The following is a 12,975-nucleotide window of genomic DNA, read 5'->3' on the forward strand; positions in this document are numbered from 1 at the left end:
ACGGAGGGCCGGCTTCCCGTAGCGGGAAGCCGGCCCTCGGTCGTCGTCTGGCTCTGGAGGGTGGTCTATCGGGTGGAGTGGCTGGTGTGGTGGGTGGCGCCGTTGTGTTCACCGGTGCCCGGGTCGGGGGCGGTGACGGTCAGGGTGACCTTGTACTCGGAGGTGTCCTCGCGGGGGCCGTCGGTGCGGGCCCAGGCGAGGGAGTGGATCTCCAGGCCGGGCGCCCGGCGGGCGACAACGGCGGCGGCCTCCAGGGCGTCGGTCGGGGTGTCGCCGGTGCAGACGATCGCGGCGAACGCGGAGACCTCGACGTCGCTGGCGGCGTCCGCGTTCTCGCCGAGCGCGAGGGTGCCGACCGCGGTCGTGGCCGCGTGGAGGGTACGGACGAGGTCTTGGCCGAACGACGGTCCGGCGAGCGTCTGCGGCTGCAGCGCCGTCTCGGAGCCGGGGACGGTGAGAGCGGGGAGGGTGCGCGCGGTGTCGGTCATGACCGGACCGTACGGCCATGCCACGCGGAGGTGGGCACGCAGTGTGCGTGCCTCGTTGTAACAGCAAGAGGCCCCCGAACGCTGCCGGTGAGGCAGTGGCCGGGGGCCTGGAGACGGTAGGGGAGGGCGGAGCCCGTCACTCGGCGAAGGCGTGCTCGATCGTCTCCGCCTCGGCCAGGTGCCGGGTGTCGACGGCTTGGAGCGCGGCCTTCAGCCGGGCGGGGTCGATGAGGTGCTCCTCCTCGGCTTCGCCGTCGTAGGGCCCGCTGAGCCAGGCGGCGGCGTAGGTGCCGTACCGGCCGGCCGGGACCAGGAGGTCGCTGCCCTGGCCCAGGACCCGTACGCCCTGGACGCCGTCGAGGACGGCGCCGCTGCCGCAGGGGATGTAGACGATGAGTTCGTGGCGGGCGTGGTCGGCGATCACGGTGTGCCCGCCGTCGAGATCCAGCGGGAGGGCGTCGAGGGCTTCGAGGCCTCGCTGCAGGGGCGCGATGACGACAGCGTCCCAGGACCACCCGCACGCGGCCCATGAAGCACTGCCGTTGCGCAGGACACCGAGGACCTCGGGGGCGGGGTTGAGGAGGGCGGCCCATGTCCGGGCGCCGTTGAGGGAGTTGGCCATGGACGGACCGTAAAGGGAGTACAACAGAATGTAGGCACGCAGTGTGCGTGCCACATTCCCCCGGCCGGGAGCCGCGTTCATGGACAGCCGCCGCATCGGAGAGAACATCGCGTGCTGGCGCGGACGGCGCCGCCTGACCCAGACCGCGTTCGGCGCCCTCATGGGCAAGAGCAAACGCTGGGTCCAGGACCTCGAAGCCGGGTCCCGCCAGGCCGACCCCCGCCTGTCGGTCCTAGAGGCCGCCGCCCGCGTCCTGTCCGTCCCGCTCGCCGTCCTGCTCTCCGACACCGTCGACGAACCCGGCGACCAGGCAGACGAGATGGAAGCGATCCGGGCGGTCCTGCACCGTCACGATATCGTCACCGGCACCGCTCCCGACGCGGACCCGCTCGACGTGGAAACCCTGCGCCGCTCCGTCCACCACGCCTGGCGCCTCTTCCAGTCCAGTGCCGCGTTCACCAGCCTCGGCGGCCGCATGCCGGGCCTTCTCACCGACGCGACCCAGGCCGCCGCCCTCCACGAGGGCGACGACCAGCTCGCCGCCTACCGGGCCCTGTCGATGTCCCTCCAACTCACCGAAGCCCTGGCCGTCAAGGCGGGTGCACCCGAGGTCGCCGCCCTGGCCGGCCACCGCGCCGTCCTGGCCGCAGAACGCTCCGGCGACCCCGTCATCCAGGCCTCAGCGGCCCGCCACCTCGCCGACGCCCTGACCGCCGACGGACAACCCCATGCCGCAGCCGCCTTCGCCCAGGCCACCGCCGCCACCCTCACCGACCGCCACGCACCCGCCGCCGCCCGCGCGGTCCCCGACCTCCTCGACCAGGCCGACGAACACGCCGCCCAGCTTCCCGTCGATGCCGACGGCAACGCCCTATTCACCGCGTTCAGCAGCACCAACGTCGCCCTCTACCGCGTCGCCACCCACGTCAAGCTGTATGAAGGCGCCGCCGGAGCCGCCGTCGCCCAGGCCCTCACCGCCGACGAGCGTGCCGCCCTGCCCCGCGAGCGCCGCGCGCACCTGCTGACCGATCTCGCCCACGCCTACACCCAGGCCGGACAGCGCGAGAAGGCCGTCGACCCCCTCCTGGACGCGGAACGCGAGGCCCCCGAGGAAGTCCTCGGCCGCCCCCGCACCCACCAACTCGTCCAAGACCTCCGGCTCCTGGGCGCCGGATCGGGGGAGGGGCGCTTGCGCGCGCTTGCCGAGCGCTGTGGACTACCCGCGTGACCCGAACCCTGTACGTCATCTCGTGCGCCGCGCCGCCGGCCCGCCACGTCACCACCGGCATCAAGGCCGCCCAGGCCCGCGGGTGGGACACTGCGCTCGTCCTGACCCCCGCCGCCCACCGCTGGTCCGTCGAAGAAGCCGCAGGCGAGCGCGAACTCGACGCCTGGTGGGAGCTGACCGGCCACCCGGTCCGGCACACCTACAAACTGCCCTCCCAGAGCGACGTCCTGCCCGACCCCGACGCGCTCCTCGTCGCCCCCGTCACGCTGAACACGACGACGAAGTGGGCCGCCGGCCACGCCGACACCCTCGCCCTCGGCCTCATCACCGAAGCCCTTGGCATGCCCGACCGGCCCGTCGTCGCCCTCCCCTACATCAACGCCGCCCAAGCCCAGCACCCCGCACTCGCCCCCGCCATCGCCACCCTGCGCGGAGCAGGCGTCCACTACCTCCTCGACGACGGCACGGGCCCCGGCTTCCGACCCCACCAGCCCAAGCACGGCAACGTTGACGCCTATCCCTGGACCCTCGCCCTCGACACCGTCGACAAGATCTTCAAAGTCCGCTGACCGCTATTCAGCCCCGACTTCTTGGCTTTTCCCACCTGGCCCGTCGCGGGTGCGGGATCGCTGGGCATCTACTCCCGCCCGGGCAGGACCTCCGTCCTGATGGGGCTCTCCACCCAGCTGCCGGCGGCAGTCCTCACGGAACTTCTGGGCATCAGCCCCGAGACCGCCACCGCCTGGGGCGGAGGCAACTGGGCCCGCTACGCGGCTGAACTCCAGGGCCGTCCCCATCCGGCCGGCTAATCCCGAAGCGCTGGGCGGCCCAGCGGCCCTATGGTCTCGGCATGGATTCAGAGCAGCTGAAAAGATCATCGCAACGATGGATGAGTGCCGCGCTCGCGGCCTTCGTCGATGGGCCCGAGAGCTACGACTTCGCCGTTCACCACGCTGGGATCGCTGCGGAGCACCTGCTCAAGGCCTACCTCGCGGGGATTCATCCGGCTCTGATCGTCGACGGTCGGCACTTCGAATCTTTGCTCCATGCGACGGGCCTGGGCTCCCACGCCGCCGCCTGTTCGCTGACCAAGGTCAAGACCATCGGCCTCGCTGAGGCTCATGAGCGGGTGCTCAAACTCCTTCCAAAGAAGATCCCGATCGACAGGAAGGCTCTGGAGCCTCTGGCGGACGCACGCAACGGAGTTGCCCACAGCGCGATACACGACTCGACGCAGGCCGAATCTGTCTTCACGATCTGTCTGCGGCTGGTCGACCCAGTGCTCGAAGAGCTGAAAGTCGATCCGAACGGCTTCTGGGGCCCCTACCTCGCCTTGCATCACAAGCTGGTCGATGAACAGGTCCGAAAGGAACGAGTTGCCGCGGAAGCTCTGCTGGTCAAGGCCCGCGCAATGTTCGAACAACGCTTCGGGCACATGTCGCGCAAGGAGCGCGATGTGGTGCTGGCCGCGATCACCAGTCAGCCCCTGCTCACCATGAGCCGGGAAGCTCCGAAGAAGTGCCCGGCCTGCGGATCCCAGGGGTGGGTGGCTGGCGAGGTAAACCTTTACGCAGACGCCACCGGCCTGAACGAGGTCTACCTCGTCCCCTATGGCTTCCACTGCGCAGCATGCGACCTCGAAGTGGGCAGCAAGCTCCTCATCCACTTGGGTGACCTGAACGAGGACGTCCTACTGGATGACGACCCCTACGACTACAGCGACGACGAACAGCCGGTTTACGAAGACATCATCAGGGGCCGATGAGCCGGGGAATCCGTACGGCATCGCGTCGCTCCTGCGGGTAGGGGTCTGCTGACCTGCTGCGGCGTCCTCGGGTCGGATCGTACGTGGCGGTGTGGCCCCGGGACGCCACCGCGAAAGACTGGATCGGCTGACGCTACTGCGCCGGCCAAGTCGTCGACCCCGCCGACGCGGCAGCCCTCATGCACCGGCGCGGCCGTGAACCCGACGGGCCGTTCTCAGGGACGCGACCGTCAACCTGAACGGCCGGCTCGGCTCGGTCGCGACGGTTCCCTCAGCGGCGACGTCGGGCGACTCCCGCTGAGAGGCCGAGCACGTCCTAGGCGGACGTCAGCCCGTCATGGTCGGCTCATCTTCGGAGGCGAAGACGGTTCCGGATACAGGTGAGTACCCCGGATCCCATTCCGGGGTGCTCACCTGCGTGGTGCCCGGATCGAGGTATCCGCCTTCTCGGGGGTCCCGGTGAACATCCGCGTATACGAGAACCTGTACGTCCTGCTCGCCGGGGGTTCGCCGGAGCCGGCAGGGGCCGCTGGACAGGAACAGGTCTGAGATGCGGCGGGAGGCTTCGAGTGCCGCCTTCTCGGGGCCCCGGATCTCGATCGTGATGAAACCTTCCTCGTCGCTCATGCCTGCAGAACCTTTGCGACCATTAGCCGGTTCCGCTGCCAGGTCAGGTCCCACTCCAACGAGTTCACTTCTCTCGTGGAAAGAGACCGCTGAAGGCTTCTGGCGCGATATGAGCAAAGGTGCTTCTTGCTGTGGGCGACATAGCTACGCTGCGGAGATGGCCTCCAATGTCGTTCCGCCCCGGTTCAGCGACGCCGAGAGTGATCACCCGGCAGTTGATCGATGGTGCTCCACAGCCCTGACGGGCGCCGCAGCGCGGCTTCTGCTACTGGGCCCCTCGTGGTCCGGCAAGTCCCACATGGCCTACGCCGCGATCCGCCGCCTGGTCAATGCAGGCTACGGCGCCGAGCGCATCGCGGTGACGAACGCATTCGAAGTGGCCAGGGCGTACGACGTGCCTCTCTGCGCGGAGGTCACCATGGTTGACGACGTCACGATCTCGGTCGACCTGCGGCACGAGGCGACGGAGCCGCGGCCGCTCGACCAGGCCGAGGGACAGGCTGCGCTTGCCCTCCAAGCCGCTGGCCTGAGCGAGGCGATCACGCAGTTGGTGCGCCGATCGAACCAGTCGTGGATCCTGATCGGGTCCACCGAAGACCGGCTCGTGGAGACGCTCGGAAAGAAGACGACCGCCGAGATTTTCGCGGTCGCCGACGTAGCTGACCTGCCTGCCAGGCCCAAGCCCACCTGGGGCTAGTAGAGGTCTTCATCCTCCGGCTCTTCGTCAAGGCCGAGTTCCTCGTCGGTGAACGGTTCCCCCAGATCCGGCATCGCGAAGAGGCCACCCCGTCCCGAGGTCTCAACGAAGCGGACGACCCGATCCACTGGACTGTGCAGCTGCTGCTTCGCAACAGGACTGTGGCAGGCACGACAGCGCCACGGCCGGCGAAGGGTGATCCACTGCGCGCGTGCGCAAGCGGAGCACGTCACGAAGTAGGCCGACGGGCCCACAGGCGTCTCCCACACTGTGTACCCGTACCTGGGACGGTGGCCGCTCTCGTTCCACTGGGACGGTGCCGCCGGGCGGCCCAGGAGGACGAATTCTCCTCCCGGCCAACGGCAGGCGCATTCGGTTGCGCACCGGCATGCGCGGCTCCGGGCCAGTTCGGCAGTCTTCTCCACCCGGGGTATGCCAGGGCCCTTGACCTCGATCCAGGTGCCGAGTTCGGGCAACCAGAAGTCGGGAACGTAGATGACGCCGGAGGGCAACGTGATGGTCTCCGGTTCGTAGAGCCACTGAATGCCGCTGCCGTCGAGTGTCGCCGCCCAATCGGCTTCAAGACGCGAACGGAACATGGTGTCGCGGTAGAGGGTGGGGACGGCCTCGATGGTCGTCGCAGGGTCTTGGTTGCTGCTCATGATGCACTCCCGTTCGAACCGCACATGAAGTGAGTCGCTGGGCCCGGGAATCGCTCCGCCGCCTGAACTTCCTCGCCGCTAAGAAAGAACGTCTGGGGCCAATGATCGCTTCCGACGCCATCCAGCAGATCAGGGCAAGGGCGAACTACCCCATACAGACCGATCGGACTCCCGCGGTAGACCGGCACCCCGTAGGCGAACTGCGGATCGGTTCTCGGCGGATAAGCGATGCTGATCGTCACTCCTTCTGCCCGCGCCCGTTCAACAACAGCCGCGAAAAGCCCTTCGACCTGCCCTTGCGGCAGGCGCTCCCACCATGCGGCGCCAGCCCTCTCTCGCTCTTCGAACCGCTCGGCTGCAGCAAGGGCCGAAGCCTCCTGCTGCGCCCAGCGCTCGGAGCGCTCCCTGCGCTGCCGAGCGAGCCGTGCCGTCAGCTCGGCGCGCTGCTGTTCCCGGTGCTCGTCCGCCTTCCGCTGATACCGCAGCGCGGGGTTGGCCCTCTCCGCCTCATCTCTGACACGCAGCCGTTCCGTCTCCCACTCCTCCCGCCGCCGCCGAGCCTCCTCTTCGGCCTCTTTCCGCCTGCGTTCCTCAGCCGCGAGTCGGTCACGCTCTTGCTCCGCGCGGGCGGCTTCCCAGGCATCTCGTGTACGAATGGACTTCCGGGAGGTCCACCACAACTGCGGGGGGCGCTTCCCCACTGAAAGTAGCTCGACCGTGCCGCCCAGCACCCAGCGGACAAACTGGCCCAAGGGCTCCTCGCGGGTCAGCCAACAGCCCGACTGGGGATCGAAACTGACCAGGCCGGCGCGAACCGTCATCGCTCGGTCGCGTTCCGGCGGGTGCACGCACACCGAAGGGACGACGCCGGTCCAGTCCGGAGGCGTTGAGTTCGGAGAGACCCAGCACACCGAGATGCCCTCCGCCGCGTACCGTCTCGTGCGCGTCAGGATGTGATGCGCGACGTGTGAGTTGCAGTGGTTGGCGACCGGGCTTTCAGGATGGGTTTTGCCTGGTGGGTGGGTTGCGCCGTGTCGTTTTTCTGCTGAAGGCCGGTGTCGTTTCCCGCTGAAGAATGGCTGTCGCGCGTGTGGGGGCTTGCGGTGCGGGCCTGACTGCTTGGCTCGCTGGGTCGTCACTCGTTGGTGGGATGTGGTGCGGCGTGTCGGAGTGAGGTGCGTGGCCGTGGACAGCGTTTCCGGGGCGGGGATGGGCGTCTGCGGGAGGGGCTGATGGCTGAACACGGTCCCGGTGGCTTCGCTGAGTGGGTGGTGCCGGCTGTCGTGGGGCGGGAGGCGGCGGTCACGCGCCTGATGGCTCTCGATGGTCGCGGTGAACTCGCTTCTGCTCATGTGCGGTTGACTGCTTCGGCTTTGGATGTGTCCGAGCGGACGGTGTGGAGCTGGCTGTCGGTGGCCCGACGTGAGGGCAGGTTGTCGGCCCGGACGCCCGCGCGGGCCGGTGTGAGCGGGGATGTCCGTGCGCGTCTGGCGGTGTGGGGTGGGAACGTCGCCGCGGTCCACCGTGAGCTGGTCGCCGAGGCGACGGAGGCTGGTGTCGCGGACTCGGTGCCTTCTCTTCGTGCTCTGCAGCGCGCTGTACGGCAGGACTTGTCGGTGGGGGAGCGGGCGGGGCTCAAGGGCGGTGAAGCAGCTCGTCGCCGGTATGACGTCTACGGCAAGCGCCCCGCGACGCACCGGAACGCGTGTTGGGAGGGTGATCACAAGCGGATCCCGGTACGTGTGGATCTTGAAGGTTCTGCGGTGTGTCCGTGGGTGACGTGGTTCATCGATGTCGCGTCGAAGGTGATTGTGGGAGTGGCGGTAACTCCGCATCAGCCGGCGAGGGACGCTGTCCTGGCCGCGCTGCGCACGGGCATCAGCAGGCAGGATCCGTACGGCCCGTTTGGTGGCCTGCCCGGGGTAGTGCGTGTCGACCGGGGGAAGGAGTTTTTGTGCCGGACGGTGGAGCGCGCTCTGGGCGCCTTCGCGGTCCCGGTCCACGATCTGCCGGCGTACAAGCCGTACCGCAAGGGCACCGTCGAGGCGCTGAACGACGCGGTCGAGGCGATGTTCCTGGTCTCCCTGCCGGGCTACACCCACAGGCCCGACCCGTCGGTGCGCACCGACCGGATCAGGTGGAGGACCTCTTGTCGTATCCGGAGTTTGTCGAGGCCCTGCTGAGGTGGGTGTGGGGGTGGAACACCGGGCACCATCCTGAGGGCCTCGCGAAGGGGATGACGCCGTTGGCGGCGTGGGAGGCGGATCCGACGCCGGTCGAGGATGTCGCGGAGGAGCGGCTGGCGTTTTTCGCGATGGAGGACGACGGCCGGGTCCGGAAGATCACCACGAATGGGATCGCGTGGCGGCGCCGTGCCTATATCGCGCCGTGGATGGCCGGGAACGTCGGCATGCGGGTCCGGCTGCGGTATCTGCCGCACTACGACGGGCAGATCGAGGTGTTCTCCACCGAAGAGTGGGGCCGTCACCTGGGCAGCGCCTATCTGGCCCAGGCGGCGACGCTGGAGCAGCGCCGTGCGCTGAGTTCGGTCAGGGAGAAGAAAGCCCGCGCGCTGAAAGCTGATCTGAAGGCGGCTGAGAAGCTGCGCAAGACCCGCTACACGGCCACGACTACGGCTGCTGCGCCCCGCCCGCGGCGCACGGTCACTTCCTTGCAGGCGGAGGCGGAGATCGCCCGGGCTAAGGGCGTGGATCTGGCGGCCCGTGCTCTGCCGGACCTGATCCCTCCGAGGGAGCCCCCGGCCTCGTGGGCGCGTCCGATTGTCCGCCCCCGTCGGGCGGCCGGACCGCATGCGGATGCCGGGCAGGCGGAGGCAGCCGAGGGCGGGCCGCCTGGAGCGGCCGATGCGCGTAACGACAGCGGGGAGTGTTGAGCGATGGTGTCTGCTGAGCGGCAGGGACGTCTGCCGCGTGAGCGGGAGGACCACTTCATGCGCCTGCCGGGCGCCCAGGTCGTCTCCACGCGTGCCCTGCTCATGGTCCGGGAGAACATCCGGGCCGCGATCGAGGCCAGAGCCATGATCTGTATCTACGGGCAGGCGGGCCGGGGCAAGTCGTTGGCGGTGAACACCTCACTGCGTGAGCTCGCGCCGAAGCTGACACGCCGGATCCAGTTCCGCTCCCGCCCCTCTACCCGCGACCTGCGCCACGAGCTGTTCCACGCGCTCGGCCTGCAGGGCCGTCCGCCGGGGCAGCCGATCGAGTTCGACCGGATGCTGCGAGGCGCTCTGGAGGAGACGCACGTCCTGGTCTGTGACGAGGCGCAATGGCTGTCCAAGATGTGCTTCGAGTACCTGCGCTACCTGTGGGATGACATCGGCTCGGACCTGACGATCGTGTTCACGGGCGGGGACGGTTGTTTCGAGATGCTGCAGAGCGAGCCGATGTTGGAGTCCCGTGTGTACGCGTGGCAGGAGATCGAGCCGATGCCGCTGGAAGAAGTCCTCACCGTCATCCCGGCCTTTCATCCGGTGTGGGCGGACGCGGACCCGGACTTGATCGCGATGTGCGACGACGAGGCCGCGCACGGCAATTTCCGGGCTTGGGCGAAGATCACCCATCACCTGACTTCCGGGATCAAGGAGTCCGGACGGATCCTGGATGAGGATCTGTTGCGGTGGTCCTACAGCAAGCTGCGCCAGCGCCCGGTGGTGGCCTGAGTGCTTGACTGCCCGAATCCGCCGCCGGTCACGGTGGTCCTGGACCCGTACGACGACGTGGTTCACACCCGGGCGGCGCTGGCATCCCACGCCCCGCAGCACGGTCGCCTGACCGTTCATCCGACCCCGGGGACCGACGCCGCGATCGCGCTCGCGTACGACGTCCTCGCGGCCCTGGGCAAGCCTGTCCCCCTGGCCGGCTACCGCCACCTCGACCCGGCCCCGGCCTGGTCGATCGCGGCCGCCTGGATCCTGGCCACCCCCATTACGCATCTGACCCTGCTGCGCGCCCACCTGCTCACCCCGCACCGTTTCAGAGACCTCCTGACCCTGCGCCGGCGTACCGGTGTCCGCCTGGTTCTGGTCTGCCATCACCGGGCCATGCGGGCATTCCTGGAACGCGAACTGCGCCAGGTGGACCACCTCGTCGCCGAGGCCTCCGCCCTGCTGCCCGAGGCCGAGCCGGCCATCGCGGAGCGCCAGGCACCGCATACAGCGAGGCCGTTGGCGAGCCGCTGGATCAGCCTGCCCGCCCTGACCACCCTCAAGGCTTTCGGCGACGCGACCGGGCCGTGCCGCTGCGCCGCGCCCATGGCGGCGGACCGGGATTTCTTCGCGCCGGTGATGCCGCCGATCACTGAGGCGGAGGTGGCGTGGCGCCTTCACCGCGGGACGGCGCACCCGTACCTGGCGGCTCAGCTCGCCACGGCCGCGTTCACCGCGGCTTCGACCACCCAGCTCGCCACCGCGCGCGTCCGCGATCTGGCCCCGGACGGCACGACGATCACGTTGCACGATCAAGGGTTGCGCCAGGGCTGTATGACTCACTCTGTTCCAGTCTGGGCCCGTCCCTTGCTGAGTGCGGCCGTTCTCCTCTGGCGGATTGGGGCCGGCACCAGCGGACCGCTGTTCAGCGACCCGCTGGGAGGTGAGGGGCTACCGTCCCTGACGGCCTTCGCTGAGGAGTGCAAGCTCCGCCCGCCCCAGCCGTCGCGCCCCAAGCTGCGCCGGAGCCGACGGGGGACGGCACCGAGCCCGAAGGAGCCTGTGAAGACCATCTGGCCCGTGTGTACCGCCCATTACGGGCTTGCGTGGGCCAGAGATGAACCTGATCTGATGCAGGGCTGTCCGCACCCGCCTCCGCACACACGGAAGACCATCGAGAGGCGGAAGAAGGGGTGGCTGCCCCCGGACTACGGACTGCGCGAGCTGCGCCACCTGCGCTGAGAGCCAGCGAATCTGCAGTAGAAGTGGCCACAACGGACGGCTACGCTTCCGGCTTCCCCGTAGCGTCCGGGGCCTCTGCCCCGTACCAGGGTCGAAGCTGTAGGTACCTCTCCTTCATGGCGGGCCCGAGATGTGCCTCGATGCCGTGCCCGGGTTCCCCCTCGTACGGGAGGTCGTAGAGGAACGAGGTCACGATGACCTCGATTGCCCCGGGCACGCGATGCCGGGTCTGCTCCTCCAGGAAGGCAAGGACCCGGCGCCAGTCGGGACCGTCGGGGTCGCCCGCCGCTAGGTACGAGCGGACGGTGTCCTGCACGACGTCCCAGAAGAACACGTGCGGGAGCACCCCGTTCTCGTTGAAGACGTGGCACTCGTAGGCGTCCTCGAACCCGGGCACCTGAGCAACGAGGTCTTCCACGAGGCGTACGCCGGCAGCATCTTCCTCGGCAGTCCCGTCCGCCTTCTGCTCTTCGTTGTCGTCGGCAGCCATGTGCTGGGACGCTATCTCATCGGTTCAGCACCACCCGCCGCCTCATCTGCTTTGACCTGCGTATACCTGGTCTCTCGTTCATCCAGCGAAAGACGGCTGTGATCATTCGCAATTCCTAGTCAGGTTGTGCCATGCGTGTGTGCAGGTTCCTTTGCAGTAGGCCTGTCTGCGTCGGGTGTCGGCGACGGTGAATACGGAGACAAGCACGCGGAAGGCTTTGACGTGTTCGTCGGCGGGGAGGCCTGAGAACCCGTAGCGGGGTGGGTCCATGCAGATCATGACCGCGGGGTTGGCGGTGGGTTTCACGCCTGACCGTGCCACGCCCGCGCGGCCGTCCGCGGCTGTGATGTGTGCCTGCATCGCGTACAGGCCGGCCTCGTGCAGTGCCTCCTGCCGGCGGGCCGGTGACAGGTTGGTGAACCAGGCCATGCCGTGGTCCAGGGTGCAGAGTCCTTGGGCGATCCCGTTGACGACTCGTTCGGTCCCGTACCAGAAGGAGGGGTCGTCCGCGTTGTTCGGTTCAGTCATCGCCTGATCATTCCATGTGCTGGCGGCGCATGAGGAGCCCTGAATGCGACTGCGTCGGTGACGGGTCGTTGCATGAGATGTCATGGTGGCCGACGATTCAGCGCCGGATACGTCACGTGTTGTCAGTGGTCGGTGTCACTGACGGGTCGGTAAAAGGCCCAGTTCACAAGGCTTTTGATGGCGGCTCAGGCTAGGTGCGCATTGTGCAGTTTCACTGATCAGCGCGATGCTGTCATCGGCCAATGGATCTGGCACTAGATGATCTTTCCAGAGTCTATCTGCAGCCAAGATTGAATCATCTACCCTCCCGCGTGCAGCACCGGACCCCGTGAGGCTGACCCTGCCCTGGTGGAGCGCAGCGGAACCAGGGCGAGGTCTGTAGCGTCGAGCGGGACCGGAAGCGATCATCACCTTGGAGGGGACGATGGAGCCGAAGAGTGAATGGCCGGAGCTGATGGGGAAGCCTGCGGAGGAGGCTCGTCGGCAGATCCGCGCGGAGTTCCAGGAGATCGCGGTCCATGTGGTGCCCGAGGGCAGCATGGTGACGATGGACTTCAACGAGCAGCGGGTGAGGCTCTTCGTGAAGGACGACAAGGTGGTCCGGGAGCCCAGGCGGGGGTAGCTTCTGCTGCCAGCTGGGCCTGCGGAGCAGGCTTGGTCCTGGAGGCGGAGCCGGAAGGACCCGGGGTGGGGGAGCGGAGCGGACCCGCCCAACGGGACGCAGGGCAGACCCCCGTGAAACGGGGTCACCTCCCGAGCGGAGCGCGGGAGTCCTTAGGACCTGCGGAGCAGGCCCTGCTCTGGTGGAGCGCAGCGGAAGCAGAGCCAGTCCGGAGCGAAGCGCAGGACTTCCGGCCGAAGGCCGGCCATGGCTCGGAGCGAAGCGGAGAGGCCGAGAGCGAAGGGCCCCGGCCGAGCGTAGCGAGGGCCGTTCAGTCCTGAGCGCGCAGCGCTCAGGTACA

The 12,975-nt window shown here is 68.4% G+C and carries 17 protein-coding genes; 10 read left to right on the top strand and 7 right to left on the bottom strand.

Features of this window, described 5'->3' with window-relative positions; all coding sequences use genetic code 11:
* Positions 1–65: 65 nt before the first annotated feature.
* Both OG247_RS42275 and OG247_RS42280 read right to left on the bottom strand, forming a co-directional pair.
* Complete coding sequence (locus OG247_RS42275; RefSeq protein ID WP_327257270.1) at positions 66–488, bottom strand: hypothetical protein; 423 nt, start codon at positions 486–488, stop codon at positions 66–68.
* A gap of 136 nt (positions 489–624) precedes the next feature.
* A complete protein-coding gene (locus tag OG247_RS42280) occupies positions 625–1,110 on the bottom strand; it encodes a hypothetical protein (protein WP_327257271.1) in 486 nt (161 codons plus the stop codon).
* Between the two features lie 79 nt (positions 1,111–1,189).
* Between OG247_RS42280 and OG247_RS42285 the strand changes: the two genes are divergently transcribed.
* From OG247_RS42285 to OG247_RS42300, 4 genes are read left to right on the top strand one after another with little or no spacing between them, the layout of a single operon-like run.
* Complete coding sequence (locus OG247_RS42285; protein ID WP_327257272.1) at positions 1,190–2,338, top strand: helix-turn-helix domain-containing protein; 1,149 nt, start codon at positions 1,190–1,192, stop codon at positions 2,336–2,338.
* Positions 2,335–2,907, top strand: coding sequence for a flavoprotein (locus OG247_RS42290; protein WP_327257273.1), 573 nt, complete (start codon positions 2,335–2,337; stop codon positions 2,905–2,907). Before OG247_RS42285 ends, OG247_RS42290 begins: the two co-directional genes overlap by 4 nt.
* 21 nt (positions 2,908–2,928) lie before the next feature.
* Positions 2,929–3,147 carry a hypothetical protein gene (locus OG247_RS42295; protein WP_327257274.1) on the top strand — a complete coding sequence of 73 codons (219 nt, stop codon included), beginning with the start codon at positions 2,929–2,931 and terminating at the stop codon, positions 3,145–3,147.
* Positions 3,148–3,188: 41 nt separating this feature from the next.
* The gene (locus tag OG247_RS42300; RefSeq protein WP_327257275.1) at positions 3,189–4,103 is read left to right on the top strand and encodes a hypothetical protein; all 915 of its coding nucleotides are present in this window, start codon (positions 3,189–3,191) and stop codon (positions 4,101–4,103) included.
* A gap of 327 nt (positions 4,104–4,430) precedes the next feature.
* Here the strand turns inward: OG247_RS42300 and OG247_RS42305 are convergent, their stop codons facing one another.
* Complete coding sequence (locus tag OG247_RS42305) at positions 4,431–4,730, bottom strand: hypothetical protein (RefSeq protein WP_327257276.1); 300 nt, start codon at positions 4,728–4,730, stop codon at positions 4,431–4,433.
* Positions 4,731–4,887: 157 nt separating this feature from the next.
* Here OG247_RS42305 and OG247_RS42310 point away from each other — a divergent pair, with 157 nt between their 5' ends.
* Entirely contained in the window at positions 4,888–5,427 is a 540-nt protein-coding gene (locus OG247_RS42310) for a hypothetical protein (protein ID WP_327257277.1), read from the top strand.
* Here OG247_RS42310 and OG247_RS42315 read toward each other — a convergent pair.
* Complete coding sequence (locus tag OG247_RS42315; protein WP_327257278.1) at positions 5,424–6,089, bottom strand: hypothetical protein; 666 nt, start codon at positions 6,087–6,089, stop codon at positions 5,424–5,426. The genes OG247_RS42310 and OG247_RS42315 overlap by 4 nt on opposite strands.
* Entirely contained in the window at positions 6,086–6,910 is an 825-nt protein-coding gene (locus OG247_RS42320) for a hypothetical protein (protein ID WP_327257279.1), read from the bottom strand. Before OG247_RS42320 ends, OG247_RS42315 begins: the two co-directional genes overlap by 4 nt.
* Positions 6,911–7,321: 411 nt before the next feature.
* Between OG247_RS42320 and OG247_RS42325 the strand changes: the two genes are divergently transcribed.
* Genes OG247_RS42325 through OG247_RS42340 form a run of 4 tightly spaced genes read left to right on the top strand, consistent with a single transcriptional unit; the run spans position 7,322 to position 10,995 of the window.
* Complete coding sequence (locus OG247_RS42325; protein WP_327257280.1) at positions 7,322–8,272, top strand: integrase catalytic domain-containing protein; 951 nt, start codon at positions 7,322–7,324, stop codon at positions 8,270–8,272.
* Positions 8,239–8,982 carry a Mu transposase C-terminal domain-containing protein gene (locus tag OG247_RS42330; protein ID WP_327257281.1) on the top strand — a complete coding sequence of 248 codons (744 nt, stop codon included), beginning with the start codon at positions 8,239–8,241 and terminating at the stop codon, positions 8,980–8,982. The genes OG247_RS42325 and OG247_RS42330 overlap by 34 nt, the downstream gene beginning before the upstream one ends.
* Positions 8,983–8,985: 3 nt before the next feature.
* Positions 8,986–9,768 carry an ATP-binding protein gene (locus tag OG247_RS42335; RefSeq protein ID WP_327257282.1) on the top strand — a complete coding sequence of 261 codons (783 nt, stop codon included), beginning with the start codon at positions 8,986–8,988 and terminating at the stop codon, positions 9,766–9,768.
* Complete coding sequence (locus OG247_RS42340; protein WP_327257283.1) at positions 9,769–10,995, top strand: hypothetical protein; 1,227 nt, start codon at positions 9,769–9,771, stop codon at positions 10,993–10,995.
* A 40-nt stretch (positions 10,996–11,035) separates the two neighbouring features.
* Here OG247_RS42340 and OG247_RS42345 read toward each other — a convergent pair whose 3' ends face one another.
* Complete coding sequence (locus OG247_RS42345; protein ID WP_327257284.1) at positions 11,036–11,485, bottom strand: hypothetical protein; 450 nt, start codon at positions 11,483–11,485, stop codon at positions 11,036–11,038.
* 102 nt (positions 11,486–11,587) lie between these two features.
* The gene (locus OG247_RS42350; RefSeq protein WP_327257285.1) at positions 11,588–12,013 is read right to left on the bottom strand and encodes a DUF5958 family protein; all 426 of its coding nucleotides are present in this window, start codon (positions 12,011–12,013) and stop codon (positions 11,588–11,590) included.
* A 424-nt stretch (positions 12,014–12,437) separates the two neighbouring features.
* Here OG247_RS42350 and OG247_RS42355 point away from each other — a divergent pair, with 424 nt between their 5' ends.
* The gene (locus tag OG247_RS42355; protein ID WP_327257286.1) at positions 12,438–12,635 is read left to right on the top strand and encodes a serine protease inhibitor; all 198 of its coding nucleotides are present in this window, start codon (positions 12,438–12,440) and stop codon (positions 12,633–12,635) included.
* The last annotated feature ends 340 nt before the right edge of the window (positions 12,636–12,975 follow it).

It is taken from the genome of Streptomyces sp. NBC_01244 (assembly GCF_035987325.1).
Classification (GTDB): domain Bacteria; phylum Actinomycetota; class Actinomycetes; order Streptomycetales; family Streptomycetaceae; genus Streptomyces.

Bases quoted from the DNA above. Each gene is read 5' to 3' on its own strand.
- OG247_RS42325 (WP_327257280.1), top strand. From the start codon at position 7,322: ATGGCTGAACACGGTCCCGGTGGCTTCGCTGAGTGGGTGGTGCCGGCT.
- OG247_RS42280 (WP_327257271.1), bottom strand. From the start codon at position 1,110: ATGGCCAACTCCCTCAACGGCGCCCGGACATGGGCCGCCCTCCTCAAC.
- OG247_RS42305 (WP_327257276.1), bottom strand. From the start codon at position 4,730: ATGAGCGACGAGGAAGGTTTCATCACGATCGAGATCCGGGGCCCCGAG.
- OG247_RS42300 (WP_327257275.1), top strand. From the start codon at position 3,189: ATGGATTCAGAGCAGCTGAAAAGATCATCGCAACGATGGATGAGTGCC.
- OG247_RS42335 (WP_327257282.1), top strand. From the start codon at position 8,986: ATGGTGTCTGCTGAGCGGCAGGGACGTCTGCCGCGTGAGCGGGAGGAC.
- OG247_RS42275 (WP_327257270.1), bottom strand. From the start codon at position 488: ATGACCGACACCGCGCGCACCCTCCCCGCTCTCACCGTCCCCGGCTCC.
- OG247_RS42320 (WP_327257279.1), bottom strand. From the start codon at position 6,910: ATGACGGTTCGCGCCGGCCTGGTCAGTTTCGATCCCCAGTCGGGCTGT.
- OG247_RS42355 (WP_327257286.1), top strand. From the start codon at position 12,438: ATGGAGCCGAAGAGTGAATGGCCGGAGCTGATGGGGAAGCCTGCGGAG.
- OG247_RS42345 (WP_327257284.1), bottom strand. From the start codon at position 11,485: ATGGCTGCCGACGACAACGAAGAGCAGAAGGCGGACGGGACTGCCGAG.
- OG247_RS42315 (WP_327257278.1), bottom strand. From the start codon at position 6,089: ATGAGCAGCAACCAAGACCCTGCGACGACCATCGAGGCCGTCCCCACC.
- OG247_RS42310 (WP_327257277.1), top strand. From the start codon at position 4,888: ATGGCCTCCAATGTCGTTCCGCCCCGGTTCAGCGACGCCGAGAGTGAT.
- OG247_RS42285 (WP_327257272.1), top strand. From the start codon at position 1,190: ATGGACAGCCGCCGCATCGGAGAGAACATCGCGTGCTGGCGCGGACGG.
- OG247_RS42350 (WP_327257285.1), bottom strand. From the start codon at position 12,013: ATGACTGAACCGAACAACGCGGACGACCCCTCCTTCTGGTACGGGACC.